Here is a 16,829-nt window from a genome sequence, read left to right as displayed (position 1 = left end):
GGAATGCCATGGATCTGGGAATTTCGGGCCGCACGGCCATTATCTGCGCCTCCAGCAAGGGCCTCGGCCGTGGCTGCGCGCAGGCGCTGGCCGAGGCCGGCTGTACCGTCGTGATCAATGGCCGTGACGCCGTGACACTCGAGGCGACGGCGAGCCAGATTCGTGCCAGCACCGGCGCGACGGTGCTGACCGTCGTCGCCGACGTCTCGACTCGCGCCGGGCAGGACGCGCTCCTCGCGGCAGCCCCCGAGCCCGACATCCTGGTCAACAACAATGGCGGGCCTCCGCCGAAGCCGTTTCGCGACGTCTCCCGGGAGGCGCTGCTGGAAGGCGTCGTCCAGAACCTGGCGACCCCGCTCGAACTCGTGCAGCGCGTCGTCGACGGCATGATGGCCCGGGGCTTCGGGCGAATCGTCAACATCACTTCGGCCAGCGTGCTGACGCCGCTGACCGGACTCGACGTCTCCTCGGCCGCCCGCGCCGGGCTCACCGCCTTCCTCTCCGGCGTGGCGCGCGAGGTCGCCCATGCCAATGTCACGATCAACAACATCCTGCCCGGCATGTTCGACACCGACCGGCTGAAGAGCGGGCTGACGAAGATGGCGACGATCAAGGGCGTGGGTATCGAGGAGATCGCCAAGGCGCGTCGGGACAGCGTGCCGGCTGGCCGCTTCGGCGAGGCCGATGAATTCGGCAAGCTCTGCGCCTTTATCGCCAGCGCCCATGCCGGCTACATTACGGGCCAGAATTTCCTGATCGACGGCGGTGCCTTCCGCGGCAACTTCTGAGTCGCGCCAGTCAGACGCCCCCGATCAGCGGCCGGCCTCCCGCCGGCCGCTGATCGGGGTTGCAGCCTTCACGCTTTGAGAGCGTGACTGGACATGTTCTAAGGCGGCCTTCGCGGCGTCTGCCGTCGCCTTGTCCTCCCAGCGTGCCGGTCCGTTGTCCCCTCTCCTTGGCATCAGCCTGAAATTGCTCTCGGCGCTGGCCTTCACGCTGATGTCGGCCGGCATCAAGGCGGCGGCTGCCCGCTATCCGACGGGCGAACTCGTCTTCGTCCGCTCCTTCTTTGCGCTGATCCCGCTGTTGATCTGGCTGGCCTGGCGTTCCGAGCTTCCAGGCGCCCTCAAGACGAAGAACCTGCGCGGCCACATGAAGCGTGGCGTGATTGGTTCGACCGGCATGTTCTGTGGCTTTGCCGCGCTCCAGTTCCTGCCGCTCTCGGACGCGGTGGCGCTCGGCTACGCTGCGCCGCTGGGCGTTGTGGTGCTTGCCGCCCTCGTGCTGAAGGAACGCGTGCGGATCTATCGCTGGAGTGCCGTGACGATCGGCTTCGTCGGGGTGCTGATCATGCTCTCGCCGCATCTTTCGGGCGGCACGCTGTCCCACGGCTTGCAGGCGGGACCGGCACTCGGCGCGGCGCTCGGCCTCTTCGGCGCCTTCTGCTCGGCTTTCGCCTCGATTGAGGTGCGCCTCCTCACCAAGACCGAGCCGACCGGCGCGATCGTGTTCTACTTCATGCTGCTGACCAGCGCGCTCGGCCTTGTCACCCTGGCCTTCGGCTGGCGCATGCCGGATCTGCAGGACGCCTTGCTCATGGTCGCGATCGGCATCCTCGGCGGCCTCGGCCAGATCCTGCTCGTCCAGGCCTACCGCTTCGGCGACGCTTCGCTGATCGCCCCCTTCGAGTATTCGACGATGATCTGGGCGGTCCTGATCGGCTGGTTCCTCTTCGGCGAGTGGCCGGTCAGTACGATCCTGATCGGCGCCGCCATCGTCATCGCCTCGGGCATCTATGTCATCTTCCGCGAGCAGCGCCTCGGCCTGATGAACCGCAAGCAGCGCGAGGTCGGCTCGACCCGCAGCACCTGAGTCTTGACGCACACGGCCATGCCCTGTGCGCATTGCAACAGTCACAGCTTGCTCCTGAGGCGCGGAAGGAGCATTGTCCGGTGAGACAAACGATCGTTCGCTTGCGCAAACGACGCAACATGTGAGGCAGGCCGAGCAGGATGGGTATCGAGACGAAAGAGCGCGGCGGACGCGAGTTCGACTCCGGGGCCCAGGTCATCTCGGGCCAGCTCGGCAAGACGATCCAGCGCCTTCGCAAAGCCTACAACTTCTCGCTCTCGGAGCTTGCCGAACAGTCCGGCGTCGCCAAGTCCATCATCAGCCAGATCGAGCGCAACGAGACCAACCCGACGCTGGCGACGATCTGGCGGCTCTCCCAGGCGCTCGACATCTCGATCGAGCGCGTGCTCTCCAGCGGCGAGGAAGAGCCCTTCATCGAGAAGACGGCCCGGGCCGACACGCCGATCCTGCTCTCGGAGGACGGCAAGCTCCGCCTCGCCATCATCGGCTGGATAAAGACGGTCGAATGGCTGCAATGGTACGATGTCAGCTCAGAGCCCGGCGGCGAACTCGACTCCGAAGGGCATCAGCGCGGCTCGATCGAATCCCTCTCCGTGACCTCGGGCGAGTTCGAGGTCGAGGTCGGCGACATCATCCAGCGCGCCAAGGCCGGCGAGACCCTGCGCTACCGCTGCGACCGCCGCCACGTCGTCCGCTGCGTCGGCGACCAGCCCGGCACCGCCCTGATGGTCTGCATCCTCAAGGCGGCGGTGATGGAGTAGCCGCCAGCTGCGGCACCGCTCACCACCGCTCCCATCTTCCTCCGTCCCGATCACGCCTTCGCGCAAGCTGAGGTTAACTTCTCGCGGCTAGATCGATCTCTGGCTTGGGCGTGTTGGGAGCAGTGGATCATGCCTGAAGCCGGACGCTGGCAGCACTGACGACGATACCGATGGATCTCGCAACCCTCTGGTATCTGACCACCGGAACGGCGCTCATCGCCGCCATCATGACCCTGTGGGAGCGCAAGGCACAGGCCCAGCGTGCGCGCGAACTCGGCCTCTGGGCGGCTGCCTATCTCGCTTTTGCCGTTGGCTGCGTCATCGCGATGAACCGGCATGCCTTCCCAGGCATGGCCGGGCCCGCCATCACCAACATCGTCATGATGCTCGGCTACTTCCTCATGCTCCAGGGAGCCCTGGCGCTGGACGGTCGCAGGCTGCACCCGGCCCTGATCCTCGGCCTGCTGGCCGCCATCGGCATCGCCTGGTTCGTCGCCGGTGTCGGCGCGGTCGGACTTCTCTGGAATCATGTCAGTGCGTTCCCGATCGCCATCGTCGCCGGCTCGACCGCATTCACATTGCTGTGCAGCCGCACCGTGCAGGCTTTGCGCTCCCGCCCCATCGCCGTCGCCGTCTTCGCCTGCCACGCCCTGTTCTACGCCGCCCGCACCTTCGTCGTTCCGGTCATCGCCTCGATCTACGGCGAGAGCGTCCTCGCGCTCGCGGCGGAAATCACGATGTACGAGGCGGTGCTGTTCACGGTCGCGATGTCGATGTCGCTCCTGGCACTCGTGCGGGAGGAGGACCGAGCCAATCTCCTGGCGACGGCACGCACCGACTTTCTGACCGACCTCAACAACCGCCAGGGCTTCTTCGAGCTTGCTCCCAGGCGCCTGAGCGGCACCGCGAAGGACGCCGCGCACTCCCTGCTCGCCTTCGACCTCGATCACTTCAAGGCCATCAATGACCGCTACGGCCACGAAGCCGGCGACCGCGTCCTCAAGCTTTTCGCGACGATCGCTCGCGAGATCGCCGGGGCCGACGCCATGAGCGCCCGGCTCGGAGGCGAGGAATTCGCGATCCTGCTGCCGAACAGGAAAGGCGTGGAAGCCCATGCGATCGGACAAAGGATCGCCCAGCGCTTCGCCGAAATGGCCGTGCGCCCCGACGGGCTCGGCATTCCCGCGACCGTCAGCATAGGGCTTGCCGAGGCCAGCGGCGAGCAGGTCGATCTGGCCACGCTCCTGGCCGCAGCCGATCGCGCGCTCTATCGGGCCAAGATGCTCGGCCGCAACCGCATCGAGATGGCGCAGCCTGGGCAAGCCGCCAGGGCAGCCTAGATACCCTCACTCAGCCCGCCATTCCGCCCCCTTTTTGCTTGCGCCAAAGGCTCGCCGGCAGCCGGGCACAATGCGGCTCGGACGCCGTCGCGACGCCGTTGATGTCGATCACCGGGGGCTCAAACGCCTGCGACCTTCGACCCGATGCTTCAGGGCGCCTTGGCCGGCGGCCGGGCCGGACCTTGCACCGAGGGCAGCGACTTCAGATATTCCGCCATCGCCAGCCGGTCCGCATCCGGGAGCTGCGCCATGTTGCGCACCACCGCCGCCATCGTGCCGCCGACGCTGTCGAAGCTCGGCGTGAAGCCGGTCTTGAGGAGTTCCGCGATCTCCTCCTTCGACCATTTGCCGAGCGCATCGGGATGCTGGGTGATGTTCGGCACCCAGCCCTTGCCCTCAGGGTCCGGCCCTCCGGCGAGGCGCGTGGCCTGCACGATGGCGCCGAGCGCGTTGCGGTTCGAGTGGCATTCGGCGCAATGGCCGGGGCCGTTCACCAGATAGGCGCCACGATTCCACGCCTCGCTCTTCGACGGGTCGGGCACGAACGACGCGCCCTGGAAGAAGAGCAGCTTCCAGCCACCGACGACGCGGCGGATGTTGAAGGGAAACGGCAGGTCATGCGCCGGAGCGCGTCCCTCGACCGGCGCCAGTGTGCGGATATAGGCGAAGAGATCGGCCAGCGCCTTCGGCGGCATAAGCCGATAGGAGGTGTAGGGAAAGGCAGGATAGTAGTGCTGGCCCTTCGGCGAGACGCCCGCCGCCATCGCATCGACGAAATCCTGTACGCCCCAGTTGCCGATGCCGTCGCGCGTGTGCGGCGAGATGTTGGGAGCGTGGAAGGTGCCGAAGGGCGACCCGAGCGCAAGGCCGCCGCCGAGCTTCAGCTTGTCGTCCTGGTTGGGGGTGGCGTGGCAGGAGGCGCAGCCTCCGGCCGCAAAGAGCAGCCGGCCGTTCTCGATGTCAGGCGCGGCAAGTGCGCCAATCTCCGGCGATGGCGAGACGATGCGCGGATCGGTCAGGACATAGAAGCCTCCGAACCCAACGGCCGCCAGCAGGACGAGGGTGACCAGCAGACGGCGCAGGCGCAGCATGTCGATTTTCTCCCGAGCTCATCCTGGCGGCACCGACCGGCCCCGCAATCCGAATCTCTTGATAACGCGAAGCGCACCCGAAAGCTCCCGGGCGTGGCAAAGCAGGCGGACGGCGCGAGGGCCCTTCCACCTGCTCTCAGGCATCAGAACCGTCAGGTCCTGCCGCCGGCATCACTTCTTGATGCGATAGGCCTCGTGGCAGGCGCCGCAATTCTTGGTCGCGTTGCCGAAAGCCGCCTTGAAGCCGTCGAGATTGCTCGCCGAGGCGCCGGCGCCGGCGTCGGTCTCGAACTTGACGAAGGCAGCCTTGAAGCCGGCCTGGTCCTCCCAGATCTTCGGCGCTGCCGTGGTGTCGCCGCCGGTCTTCGCGCTGTCGGGATAGAGGCCGGGCATCTTCTTGGAGGCGTCGACATAGACCTTGAAGATGGCCTGCGCCTTCGTGGCGTCGAACGGGGCCTCGCCCTTGGCGATCGCCGCGCCGTCGCGCGTAGCGGCGCCGACGGCTTTCATCACGTTGCGGCGTTCGGAGATCGGATCGGTATCGGCGACGACGGCCGTCAGACCCAGGCCGAGAATGGCGGCGACGAGAGCGGTACGGATCATGAAACATCCTCAAGGCTTCGGTCGCCGGTGCGGCGCCGATTGGAACTGTTCCAGATCAACCGATCATGCTGTCGCCGCCAAGTCGCATTCGCGTGAGCGGTCTTGCGTCGATGCAAGGGAGTCCTTGCGTCAAAGTTGGTAACCGGCCTCCTTGAGAGCGTTGAACACCTTCAGCGGCGTCGCTGGCATGTCGATAGCCTTGATGCCGGCGGCCCGGTCGAGCGCGTCGACCATCGCATTCATCACCGCCGGACAGGCGCCGATCGCCCCCGCCTCGCCCGCTCCCTTGACGCCGAGCGCATTGGTGACGCAGCGGACATTGCGCGTCTCGAAATGGAAGTTCGGCACGTCGACGGCGCGCGGCAGCGCATAGTCCATGAAGGTCGCTGTCAGCATCTGCCCGGACGCGTCGAACCTGATCTCCTCCATGAGCGCCTGGCCGATGCCCTGCGCCGCGCCGCCATGAACCTGGCCCTGCAGCATGATCGGGTTCAGCGTCATGCCGAAATCGTCGACCACGACGTAATTGACGATCTCGGTACCGCCGGTCTGCGGGTCGATCTCCAGCTCGCAGATATGGGTGCCGTTAGGATAGGTCGCCTCCGGCGGCTCCCAGCTCTGATGCACCCTGAGCTTCGCCGGCGTCGCGCCCGGCAGCGCCGCGATGGCGGCGAGACCCAGCGCCTTGTCGGTGCCGACGACGCGCACGGCGCCATCCGCGATCTCGAGGTCGCCGACGCCGGCCTCCAGTTTCTCGGAGGCGAGCTGCTTCAGATTGTCGGAGAGGATCGAGGTCGCCTTGTCGAGCGCGGCGCCTCCGACCGGAATCGAACGCGAGCCCCCCGTGCCGGCACCGGTCTCGACCCTGTCGGTATCGCCCTGCACGACCCGGATGCGGTCCATCGGAATGTCGAGATGCTGAGAGACGAGCTGCGAATAGGCGGTCTCATGGCCCTGCCCGTTCGACTGCGTGCCGATCAGGACCGTGACCATGCCGTCCTTCTCGAGGATCACGGTCGAGCTCTCGGGCCCGCCGCCGCCGCAGGCCTCGATGTAGCTGGCCATGCCGATGCCGCGAATCTTGCCGGCCTTGTTGGCGGCCTTCAGGCGGGTCTTGAAACCCTTCCAGTCGGCCACATCCATCGCCCGGCGCATATGCCCTTCGAACTCGCCGGAATCGTAGACCGGACCGGTCTGCGTCCTGTGAGGCATCTCGCCCGGCTTGACGAAGTTCAGCGCACGCACGGCATCGGGCGTCTTGCCGGTCTCGCGCGCGATGGCATCGACGAGCCGCTCGATCAGATAGGCGGCCTCCGGGCGACCGGCGCCGCGATAGGCGTCGACCGCCATCGTGTTGGTCAGGATGCCACGGAAGCGCACATGAACCGCCGGAATGTTGTAGCAGCCGGGCGTCATCGTGGTGCCGACCCATGGGATGAAGGGTCCATACTGCGAGAGATAGGCCCCCATCTCGGCGGCGAGATCGACCTTGAGGCCGATGAACTTGCCGCGCTTGTCGAGCGCCATCGTCGCAGTCGCGAGGTTCGCGCGGCCATGGGTGTCGGCGAGGAAGTGCTCGGTCCGGTCGGCAACCCAGCGCACCGGGCGCTTCAGCCTCTCGGCCGCGACCATGGTCAGCGGATACTCGCGATACATGAAGATCTTGGTGCCGAAGCCGCCGCCGACATCGGGCGTGACGACGCGGATACGCGACTGGTCGACCTTGAGGATGTAGTCGGCGAGGATTTCGCGCGTGCCGTGGCTGCCCTGGCTGCCGAGCGTCAGCGTCCAGCGCTTCGTCGCCTTGTCGTATTCGGCGATGCAGGCGCGTGTCTCCATGTAGTTGGAGGCGAGCCGGTTGTTGACGATCGTCACGGAAACCGTGCGGTCGGCCTTGGCGAAGGCTGCGTCGGTCTTGGCCTTGTCGCCCTGCTGGCCCTCGAAGGCGACATTGCCCGGCCGGTCGGGCCAGACCCGATGGGCCTTCGGGTCGAGCGCTTCCTCGATGCCGGTGACCGAGGGCAGCGCTGTCCATTCGATGTCGATCGCCTCAGCCGCATCGCGCGCCTGCGCCAGCGTCTCGGCAACGACGAAGGCGACGGCTTCGCCGACATGGCGGACCGTATCGGTCGGCAGCACCGGCACCGGAAGCGGCCGCACCATCTCGCCGGAGACCTCCTGGATCAGCCCCTTGCAGGGCAGATCGCCGAGATCAGCGACATCCTCGCCGGTCAGGATGAGCTTGACGCCCTTCATCCTGCGGGCGGTCTCCTTATCGCGGATCGCAAAGGTCGCATGGGCATATTGCGAGCGCAACACGAAGGCGTGGAGCGCCCCATCGACCGCGGTGTCGTCGGTGTAGCGGCCCGTGCCGGTGGTCAGGCGCTGGTCCTCGACCCGGCGCACGGGCTGTCCGAATCCGAATTTCATGGGGCGCATCGCCGAACATCCTTCAGATAAGTCGAATGAAAGACTGGAACAGGATCGAGGTGGCGTCAGCCCCGGCAAGAGGCGTGCCGCGATGCGCCGGGCGCAAGGCGGAAAACGGCCGAAACCGTCAGTGCTCGACAGGTTCGCCCTGCATGACCCAGTCGCGGAAGCCGCCGAGATAATGGCTGTCGATATCGAGGCCAGCCGACTGTGCAAATTCGAGTGCCCGCAGCGAGCGGACACCGGCGGCGCAGGACATCACGATGCGCTTGCCGGGCTCGTTCGGAAGATCGGCCGGGTCGAAGCGTGAGAGCGGGCGCGAGACCGAGCCCGGAATATGGCCGGCAGCAAACTCATGCGGCTCGCGGACATCGACGAGGAGGATGGACCCGTCTGAAAGACCGGCCTTGATGTCGTCGATGTCAAGATCGTTCACGGTCAATGCGGCAGCTCCGACGCTCCAAGGGCCTGTACCCTAGTCCAGCAGCTTTACCAGATAGAGCGTGAGGGCTGGAAATGCCACCACGATGCCGAGCCGGATGACATCGGACAACACGAAGGGCAGCACGCCGCGATAGATCCGGGTAATCGGCACGTCGCGCGCCAGCGATGACACGACGAAGACGTTGAGCCCGATCGGCGGACAGGTCATGCCGATGCCGACGACGATCAGCACGAGGATGCCGAACCAGATCGCGACATCGTCCGGCGCCATCCCGAAGTCGAGTGCGGTGACGATCGGAAAGAACACCGGCAGCGTCAGCAGGATCATCGCGAGTTCGTCCATGACGCCGCCCAGCACGATGTAGAACAGCAGGAGCCCGACCAGCACCGTATAGGGCGCCCAGCCCGATGCAGCGATCATCTCCGCCGCCGCCGTCGGCACCTGCGTCAGAGCCAGGAAGGCGTTGAAGACCTCTGCACCAAGCAGGATCGCGAAGATCATGGCCGAGGTTTCGGCCGTCTGCAGGATCGCCTCGCCGATGCCCGACAGGTTCAGAGTGCCGCGGAGCAGGCCGATCAGCAGCATGACGAAGGCGCCGACCGAAGCTCCCTCCGTCGGCGTGAACACGCCGCCATAGATGCCTCCGACGACGACGAGGGCCACCGTCATGGCCGGGATGATGCCGAGCAGCGGCCGCAGGCGATCCGGCCAGGCGACACGCGGCTGGGCCGGACCGAGCTCCGGGTTTCGCCGTGTCATCAGCCCGATCGTGACGCAGTAGAACGCAGCCGCCATCAGTCCGGGGATCAGCGCCGCCTTGAACAGCTTGGCGATGTTCTGCTCGGTCGAGATCGCATAGACGACCAGGATGACCGAAGGCGGGATCAGAATCCCGAGTGTCCCGCCAACCGCGACGACGCCGCAGGAGAAGCCGGGATCGTAGCGATAGCGCCTCAGTTCCGGCAGGGCGGCGCGCGAAAACGTCGCCGTCGTCGCCACAGCCGAGCCGCAAATCGCGCCGAAGCCGGTGCAGGCGCCGATCACGGCCATGCCGAGTCCGCCGCGACGATGCCCCACGAGGGCGGACGCCGCCTTGAACAGGTCCCCCGCCAGCCCCGAGCGCTCGGCGAAGGCGCCCATCAGGACGAAGAGCGGGATCACCGACAGCGTGTAGTTTGCGAAGATCTGGTAGGGGGTGGTGCGGATGTAGTTCAGAAACGGATCGAGCCCGTTGAGCTGGACATAGCCGACACCACCGACCAGCATCATGGCGAGGCCGATCGGCAGGCGCAGCGCCATCAGCGCGAGCATCACCGCGAAGCCCGTGACGGCGATGGAAAATCCGCTCACGCCGAGGCCCTCATCAGACGCAGCGCACTGACGGCCGCTGCCGCTGCCACGAGCGCCGCCAATACCGAACAGAGCGCGATCGGCAGGTAGCTCGGTACCTGCAGCACCATGCTGTTCTCGCCCGTGGCGTAGGCCGCACGCGCACCCACCGCGAGCCGCCAGGAGATGAGCACCATCACCAGGGCGTAGACAATGTCCCAGAGCGCATCGATGCGACGCTGCCAGCGCAGCGGCAGCTTCAGCGTGAAGGTATCGACAAAGATGTTGCCGCGGCGGAGCTGGCACCAGGGCAGGAAACAGAAGGCGGCGATGGCGGTCGCCATCTGCACCAACTCGAAATCGCCGGGAACCCCGGCGCTGCCGACGAGGTCGCTGCGCAGCGTGACGCTGACCACGACCACGACCGACAAGGCGACCAGCAGCGCGCCGCCAAGCAGCGCAACCGCCCTCACCGCCCAGTCGAAACCGGACGGCGCAGCTTCCTCTTCCTTGCTCGACATCGTGTCCGTCAGGCCGCCTTCTCGTGCTTGGCGAGGGCGGCCTTCGCATTGGCGAGCAGCTTCTCGCCGTCGAGCCCCTTCTCCTTCGCCGTCTTCAGCCAGCCTTCGATCACCGGCTCGGTGGTCTTGCGCCAGCGAGCGGCCTCCGCCTCCTCGATCACGGTGATGGTGTTGCCGCGCTTGCGGACCATGTCGGACACCACGATCGCCTGCTCGTCCCAGACCTTGCCAGCCATGGCAGCGGCTGCAGCGCCCGAGTTGCGATCGATCACCGCCTTCAGATCGGGAGCCAGGGCGGCGTACTTCGCCTTGTTCATCGCCAGCACGAAGGTCGCGACATAGAAGGTCGGCGATCCCGGAATCTCGGTGTGATACTTGACCAGTTCCTGGACCTTGACCGAGGGCACCACCTCCCAGGGGATGACGCAGCCGTCGATCACGCGCTGGGCGAGCGATTCAGGCACCTGCGGTACCGGCATGCCGATTGCGTTCGCACCGAGCATCTTCAGCGCCTCGCCGGCGAGCCGCGTCGGGAAGCGCAGCTTCAGCCCCTTGAGGTCCTCCATCGTCTTGACCTGCTTGTTGGCGTGGATCAGGCCGTGATCATGCGTCCACAGGCAGATCGGCTGGACGTCCTTGAGTTCGTCCTTCAGATTCTGCTCGGCATAGTCGGTCAGGGCGAGCGAATTCGGCAGCGCCCGCTTGTTGGCGATGAAGGGTAACTCGAAGGCCTCGAGGCCGGGGAAGCGGCCTGGCGTATAGCCGGGCAACGTCCAGACCAGATCGGCGACGCCGTCACGCGCCTGGTCGAAGAGCTGCGGCGGCGTGCCGCCCAGCTGCATTGATGGGAAGATGTCGATCTTGATGCGCCCGTTCGACTCGGCCGCGACCTTGTCCGCCCAGGGCTTCAGGAACTTCGCATGCCCGACGGCGACCGGCGGCAGGAAGTGGTGCATCTTCAGCGTCACCTCCTGCGCATTCGCACGGGTGGCGCGCAACACGGCGGGCGCGGCCACGGAGGCGCCGGCCAATGTCAGAAAACGACGGCGATCGAATGTCATGATTTCCCTCCCCAGGGACAATGCTTGCGAACAATCCCACTTTCGCGACTGTCTTGGACGCCCACCCCACAGGGGAAAGGCCGCTCCGCGGCATACCGAACGATAGCATGGCCGGCGGCGGAGTTCCGCCACGGTCAGCCAGGCTCGCTTCTTTTTCACCGACGGCTGGACAAGATCGTTGCTGAGGCAACCAATCCCGTCAAGACCTTGCCGGTCGCCGCTGGCATCACGAGCAGCTGTCGCAGAAGAAGCCGCGCCCCGGAAGGCGCGGCTTCTTCGTCGCCGGGGCGCGAGGCCCGACAGCTCAGGCCTTCGGCGGAATCCGCAGCACCCAACCCGGCAGGATCAGGTCGGGATTCTTCACCGGCGGCGTATTGGCCTTGACGATCTCGGTGTATTTCGCGCCTTGCCCCTTGCCGTAATGCTCCTCCGCGATCTTCCAGAGGGTGTCGCCCTTCTTAACGGTGTAGAACACCGCGGCGGGAACCTCCTTGGTGACCGCGAGATCGGATTCGACCGAAGCGACGCCGACGGTGTTGCCGAGAGCCAGAATGATCTTCTCGGCTTCCTCGGTGGACACCGCCTTGCCGGAGACCTTGACCTTGTCGCCGTCGATCGAGATCGCAACGTCGGACGGCAGACCATGTCCGGCCAGTTCCTTCTGCATCTCCTCGGGCGTCGCAGCCTTCGCCGGGCTTGACCCGAAGATCTTGGCTCCCGCTTCCTTGATGAAACTGAACAGACCCATGACGTGTCCTCCTTGCGTTGGGACGCACATGAACCCCTGTCGCAACGACAAGTGCAAGACATGAAACGTGATCGGCTGAAATTTCGCATCGCCGCGGGCGCCATTGTGCGATTCCGCGCAAGCTCCTTCTCCGCCCGGCGCCTTTCGCAGCAGCGTCAGGGCTGGCAGAAGCTCTGACCGCAGATCAATCGGAGTCCATCATGCTGACGCTCGCACAGGCCCAGACCATCATGTCGGCCGCCATCGCCCATGCCGCTGCCGCCGGCTTCAAGCCCCTCGCCATCGCCATCCTCGACGGGCGCGGCGCGCCCAAGCTCGTGGTCGCACAGGACGGAACCAGTCTGAAGCGCGCCGAGATTGCGCTCGGCAAGGCGCATGGCGTGGTGGCGCTCGGCATCGGCTCGCGGGCTCTGCACAAGATGGCGATGGAACGGCCCTACTTCATCGAGGCCGCAACCCATGCCGTCGGCGGCTCGCTCGTGCCCGTTCCAGGCGGCGCCTTGATCCGCGATGCCGGCGGCGCCGTGCTCGGTGCGATCGGCATTTCCGGCGACACCTCCGACAATGACGAGGCCGCGGCCCTCGCCGGGATCGCGGCGGCCGGCCTCGTGGCCGAGACGGGCGCCTGAGCCACGCCCGCCCCAAATGCCTGCCCCGCGGGAGGGGCGGGCAATGCCCTTTCAGATGATCAGACGGACTCGCGCGGTCAGTGGGCCAGGGCCGAAGACATCAGGTCGCGCGCGACGATCGCCGGCGCCGGGCCGAGACGCAGCGAGTCCCGGACCGCCTGCGACGGCTGGGCCAGCATGGAGGGAAGCAGCGTCCCGGTCTGCGCGACGAGTGGCTCCTCAGGCAGCGGCGGCAGCGGCAGCGGCGCATCGTCCTCGACCGGCGCCGGGCTGACACGCTCGCGAAGTTCCGCCAGAGCGCCGGCGACCGGGTGGAAGCTGAAGCGGATCTTGTGGGTGCCGGCCGGGACCTGCACGGCCCGGAACAGCACGTTCGCCTTCAGGATCTCCGTTTCAGCGCCGTCGATCTCGGCTCGCCACCAGGGATGCCAGATGTCGTTCAGCACGACGAAGCCGGCAGCCGCCGTCGTGACCTCGATCTCGACCTCGGTGTTCTCGTAGCGGGTGAGCTTGATGTCGGCCTTCGCGGCAACCGGCCCTTCCGGTGTCGCCAGCGGCGGCTCGACCTCGAGCAGGACGGCCTGTTGCGGATCGACCTCCGGCCAGCTGCCGCCCTGCTTCATCCCGTCGAAATCGGCGAGCTCCCAGCCGCCGACGAACTGCACGCGCGGCAGGGCGCGCGGATTCTCGTAGATATAGCCATCCTTCGTCCGCGCGATCAGCTGGAGATCGCCGTCGCGCAGCGTGTGGTCGACCTGCTCGATCGGGACGGGCGAGGCGATGTAGCGCAGCCCCAACAGGTTGGCGAGGCGGCAGCGATAGGACGGAAACAGCGGCGTGAACTTGCGTTCCGAAGGCGAGGCGATGCCGTCGCGCGTGCCCACGGCTTCCGAAAAATCAGCCAGTCGGAGGGGGTTATAGCCCAGCGTATGGTCGAAGCCATGGACCATTGCGGCGTTGGGCCATTCGAAGCCCATGCCGAGCAGCTCGATGCGGTCACGACGCGGCGATCCCGCGGGCTGCACCGTCAACTGCTTGAGGACCGCCACCGTCTCGTTGCGCGTCTCCCGGCGCAGCACGTCGTAAAGCTGCGGCGGCAGGGCCGTCGATTCGTTGGGGCCGTTGTTGACGCCGAGATCGGCGGCGACGACGCCAGTGATCAGAACGGCCGCCGCAACCGGCCCGACCGCGCCGCGCCAGCGCTGCAACGCCAGGATGACGGCGCCCGCAGCCAGGAACCAGCCCAGCGCCAGCGCGACGGGCTTGCCGGCATCGGCCAGATGCCCCGCGCCCTGCGAGACGCCCAGTGCCACCCCGGCAATCAGCAGGAGGGCGACGGCGCCGATCAGCAGATCACGCCGGAACGAGGTGCCGGGTTCAGCGGTCAGGATGCGATGCAGCACATAGCCGGACAACAGCGCGCCGAGCGCCCCGACCAGGAAGGTCGCATCGGCCGGGCGCCGGAACACCTTGACCCCGGGCAGATAGTCGTAGGCCAGGTCGAAGACCGGCGTGTAGCGGCCGAGCGCAAACAGCACCATGAAGGCGAAGAGCAGCGTCAGCGGCCGCACGGCTCTGTCCCAGAGCCAGCCACGGGTCAGGCCCGGTGCGATCAGCAGCAGCACCGGCAGCGCCCCGAAATAGACTTGTCCCATGTTCTGCGACAGGAACAGCTCCTTGGCCCAGTTCGGATTGTTGTAGGGGCCCCAGAAATCGACGTTCGGATCCTGCGCGCCGAAGAGATCACCGAAGAAGGCGGTCAGGAGCGATACCGGGTGCAGCGAACCGCGCCCTGCCTCCGTCAGGTCGATCGCAGGACGGGTCGTCGCCTCGGCGAAGAGCCAGGTCCAGATCAGCGGCAGCGCGATCGTCGCGGCACCGACGACGCTCGCCACGCCGATCGCCGGCAGGCTCGCGCGAAGGGCGGCCCAGCCGCCCGAGAGCCAGTGGCCGACGACCATGCCGATCAGGATATAGGCCCCGAGTAGCGCCACCTGATCTGGCTCGAGCACCATCATCCCGGCTGCGAAACCGGCGAAAACGCCGGTCAGCATCGACGAGCGCTGCAGCATGCGCGCGGTCAGCCAGAAGGACAGTGCGAAGAAGGCAAGGCTGGCGATCTGGCCGACATGCTGCACGCGCCAGGCCGCCGAGGCGCCGAAGGCGAAGACCAGCGCCGCCAGCAGCCCACCGACGGGATGCCAGTTGCGGTCGCGGAAGAACATCATCAGCGCCAGCCCGCCGACCAGCAGATGCGCCAGCACATAGGCGTCGACCGCGCGGAAGCTCGGCGAGGGCGAAAGCAGCGCGAGGATGAGCGCGGGCGAGAAGATCAGCGACTGGGGGTCGGCCACCTGCGGCGAGCCGCCGAAGACGTTGTGCGTCCAGAACGGCGACTGCCCCGAGTGCAGCGCCTGCGCCAGGAACTGGATCTGCGCCTGGAAATGCGCCTTGGCGTCGAACGGAATGGTGACCGCACCCGACAGCCATGGCCAGCACAGCACCGCCCAGACACAAACAAATGCCACAGCCGCCAGCCGATAGCCGGCGGCTTTCCTCAAGAACACGTTCAACGGACCCCCCGGTCCCCCTTCAGGGCAGGACGGCTCCGGATAGTGGAGCCAGCCTCCAGCCTGTCAGTGCTTGGACCATGGCGACCGGCAGGTGAACCGAAACTGAATGGATTCGCACAGGCGTTCAGCTTGGTGCGAACAAGGTCAAAAGGCGGTAACGGCGATCGCGGAGATCAGCGCCCGGGCGTCAGCCACGCAGCCAGAACCCGGCGCTCGTCCGGCGTCATGCCCGACAGGTTGCTGGGCGGCATCGCATGGGTCATCACCGCCTGGGCCCGGATCGCGCGAGCCTGCGTCGCGATGCGCTCGGGCTCGTGCAGCAGCACGCCCTTGGGCGGAATCTGGATGCCCGGCCAGGACGGCTCCGGCGCATGGCACATGGCACAGCGCCCCGTGATGATGTTGGCGACTTCGGCCGGGGGCAGTTTCGCTCCCGCCAGCAGGATGGGCCTGGCGTCGGGCAAGGGCGCCAGCCCGAGCCGCTCGCGGCCTCCGGGCGAGGACGCCATCGCCAGCCAGAACGCAAGCCAGAGCGCGACGAGCGCCACGGCCCAGCACCACCAGGGCGACTTCGCATGGTCGGCATGGCGGATGTTGAAGAAATGTCGGATCAGCGCGCCCGCCACGATGATCAGGGCGACCAGGGCCGGAATCACCTTCGAATTCGCATAGGTGACCGGGTAGTGGTTCGACAGCATCAGAAACAGCACCGGCAGGGTGATGTAGTTGTTGTGCGTCGAGCGCTGCTTGGCCGCCTTGCCGTATTTAGGGTCCGGGGTTTCGCCTGCCGTCAGTGCCGCGATCACCTTCCGCTGGCCCGGCATGATGTTGAAGAAGACATTGGCGGTCATGATCGTCGCCATCAGGGCGCCGGTATGGATCAGCGCGCCGCGCCCGGAGAACACCGAGGCAAAAGCCCAGCTCGCCGCCACGACGTAGCCGAAGCCGAGCACGCCCAGCACGACGTCGTTGCGACCGAGCGGCGAGCGACAGAGCCAGTCATAGAACAGCCAGCCGAGGACCAGGGCCGCGACACCCATCGCGCCCGCCGCCAGCGGCGACAGCGCCATCACGGCGGGATCGATCAGGTAAAGCTCCGACTGCGCGTAATAGACCCAGACCAGCAGGAAGAAGCCGGAGATCCAGGTCCAATAGCTCTGCCATTTGTGCCAGGTCAGCTCCGCCGGCATCACCGCCGGCGCGACCATGTATTTGCGCATCTCGTAGAAGCCGCCGCCATGGACCTGCCAGGCGCGTCCTCCCGTTCCCGGCGGGATGTCCGCGGCCGGCCTGAGCGAGGCGTCGAGATGGATGAAGAAGAAGGACGAGCCGATCCAGGCGATCGCCGTGATCACATGCAGCCAGCGCAGCAGCATGCCTCCCCATTCCATCAGATAGGCGTCGAGCATCGCGGGTTCCGGTCGTG

The 16,829-nt window shown here is 66.6% G+C and carries 15 protein-coding genes; 5 read left to right on the top strand and 10 right to left on the bottom strand.

All coding sequences use genetic code 11. The features are described 5' to 3' along the window. Positions 1-8 precede the first annotated feature (8 nt). The 4 genes from VGN82_RS24570 (at position 9) to VGN82_RS24555 (ending at position 3,973) form a co-directional block, all read left to right on the top strand. Positions 9-788 carry an SDR family oxidoreductase gene (locus tag VGN82_RS24570; protein WP_327529694.1) on the top strand — a complete coding sequence of 260 codons (780 nt, stop codon included), beginning with the start codon at positions 9-11 and terminating at the stop codon, positions 786-788. Between the two features lie 154 nt (positions 789-942). Next, on the top strand, positions 943-1,872 hold the full coding sequence (locus VGN82_RS24565; RefSeq protein WP_327529693.1) for a DMT family transporter: 930 nt from the start codon (positions 943-945) through the stop codon (positions 1,870-1,872). Positions 1,873-2,012: 140 nt separating this feature from the next. Continuing rightward, positions 2,013-2,633 carry a helix-turn-helix domain-containing protein gene (locus VGN82_RS24560; RefSeq protein WP_327529692.1) on the top strand — a complete coding sequence of 207 codons (621 nt, stop codon included), beginning with the start codon at positions 2,013-2,015 and terminating at the stop codon, positions 2,631-2,633. 170 nt (positions 2,634-2,803) lie between these two features. Further along, entirely contained in the window at positions 2,804-3,973 is a 1,170-nt protein-coding gene (locus tag VGN82_RS24555) for a GGDEF domain-containing protein (protein ID WP_327529691.1), read from the top strand. Between the two features lie 149 nt (positions 3,974-4,122). On the opposite strand, the gene VGN82_RS24550 is transcribed toward VGN82_RS24555, so the two are convergent. The 8 genes from VGN82_RS24550 to lysM form a co-directional block, all read right to left on the bottom strand. Further along, positions 4,123-5,064, bottom strand: a complete 942-nt coding sequence (locus tag VGN82_RS24550; RefSeq protein ID WP_327529690.1) for a c-type cytochrome — start codon at positions 5,062-5,064, stop codon at positions 4,123-4,125. A 171-nt stretch (positions 5,065-5,235) separates the two neighbouring features. Then, a complete protein-coding gene (locus VGN82_RS24545) occupies positions 5,236-5,667 on the bottom strand; it encodes a c-type cytochrome (protein WP_327529689.1) in 432 nt (143 codons plus the stop codon). Between the two features lie 129 nt (positions 5,668-5,796). Continuing rightward, positions 5,797-8,106 (bottom strand): xanthine dehydrogenase family protein molybdopterin-binding subunit, encoded by a 2,310-nt coding sequence (locus VGN82_RS24540; protein ID WP_327529688.1) that lies wholly within the window; start codon positions 8,104-8,106, stop codon positions 5,797-5,799. A 118-nt stretch (positions 8,107-8,224) separates the two neighbouring features. After that, the gene (locus VGN82_RS24535; RefSeq protein WP_327529687.1) at positions 8,225-8,539 is read right to left on the bottom strand and encodes a rhodanese-like domain-containing protein; all 315 of its coding nucleotides are present in this window, start codon (positions 8,537-8,539) and stop codon (positions 8,225-8,227) included. 33 nt (positions 8,540-8,572) lie between these two features. Continuing rightward, positions 8,573-9,892 (bottom strand): TRAP transporter large permease, encoded by a 1,320-nt coding sequence (locus VGN82_RS24530; RefSeq protein WP_327529686.1) that lies wholly within the window; start codon positions 9,890-9,892, stop codon positions 8,573-8,575. Next, entirely contained in the window at positions 9,889-10,392 is a 504-nt protein-coding gene (locus tag VGN82_RS24525; protein ID WP_327529685.1) for a TRAP transporter small permease, read from the bottom strand. The genes VGN82_RS24530 and VGN82_RS24525 overlap by 4 nt, the downstream gene beginning before the upstream one ends. Positions 10,393-10,400: 8 nt before the next feature. After that, positions 10,401-11,453: a TRAP transporter substrate-binding protein gene (locus VGN82_RS24520; RefSeq protein WP_327529684.1), complete on the bottom strand. Its 1,053-nt coding sequence runs from the start codon at positions 11,451-11,453 to the stop codon at positions 10,401-10,403. 304 nt (positions 11,454-11,757) lie between these two features. Further along, positions 11,758-12,201: a peptidoglycan-binding protein LysM gene (gene lysM / locus VGN82_RS24515; protein WP_327529683.1), complete on the bottom strand. Its 444-nt coding sequence runs from the start codon at positions 12,199-12,201 to the stop codon at positions 11,758-11,760. Positions 12,202-12,401: 200 nt separating this feature from the next. On the opposite strand from lysM, the gene VGN82_RS24510 reads away from it, so the two are divergent. Then, on the top strand, positions 12,402-12,830 hold the full coding sequence (locus VGN82_RS24510; protein WP_327529682.1) for a GlcG/HbpS family heme-binding protein: 429 nt from the start codon (positions 12,402-12,404) through the stop codon (positions 12,828-12,830). Positions 12,831-12,907: 77 nt separating this feature from the next. Here the strand turns inward: VGN82_RS24510 and VGN82_RS24505 are convergent, their stop codons facing one another. Both VGN82_RS24505 and VGN82_RS24500 read right to left on the bottom strand, forming a co-directional pair. Next, positions 12,908-15,391, bottom strand: a complete 2,484-nt coding sequence (locus VGN82_RS24505; protein ID WP_327529681.1) for a hypothetical protein — start codon at positions 15,389-15,391, stop codon at positions 12,908-12,910. Between the two features lie 185 nt (positions 15,392-15,576). Next, a complete protein-coding gene (locus VGN82_RS24500) occupies positions 15,577-16,812 on the bottom strand; it encodes a urate hydroxylase PuuD (protein ID WP_327529680.1) in 1,236 nt (411 codons plus the stop codon). Positions 16,813-16,829 lie beyond the last annotated feature (17 nt).

Source organism: Allobosea sp. (genome assembly GCF_035999205.1).
Lineage (GTDB): Bacteria > Pseudomonadota > Alphaproteobacteria > Rhizobiales > Beijerinckiaceae > Allobosea.
Note: the sequence above shows the minus strand (reverse complement) of the source record. Positions and strands in the feature narration are given on the sequence as shown.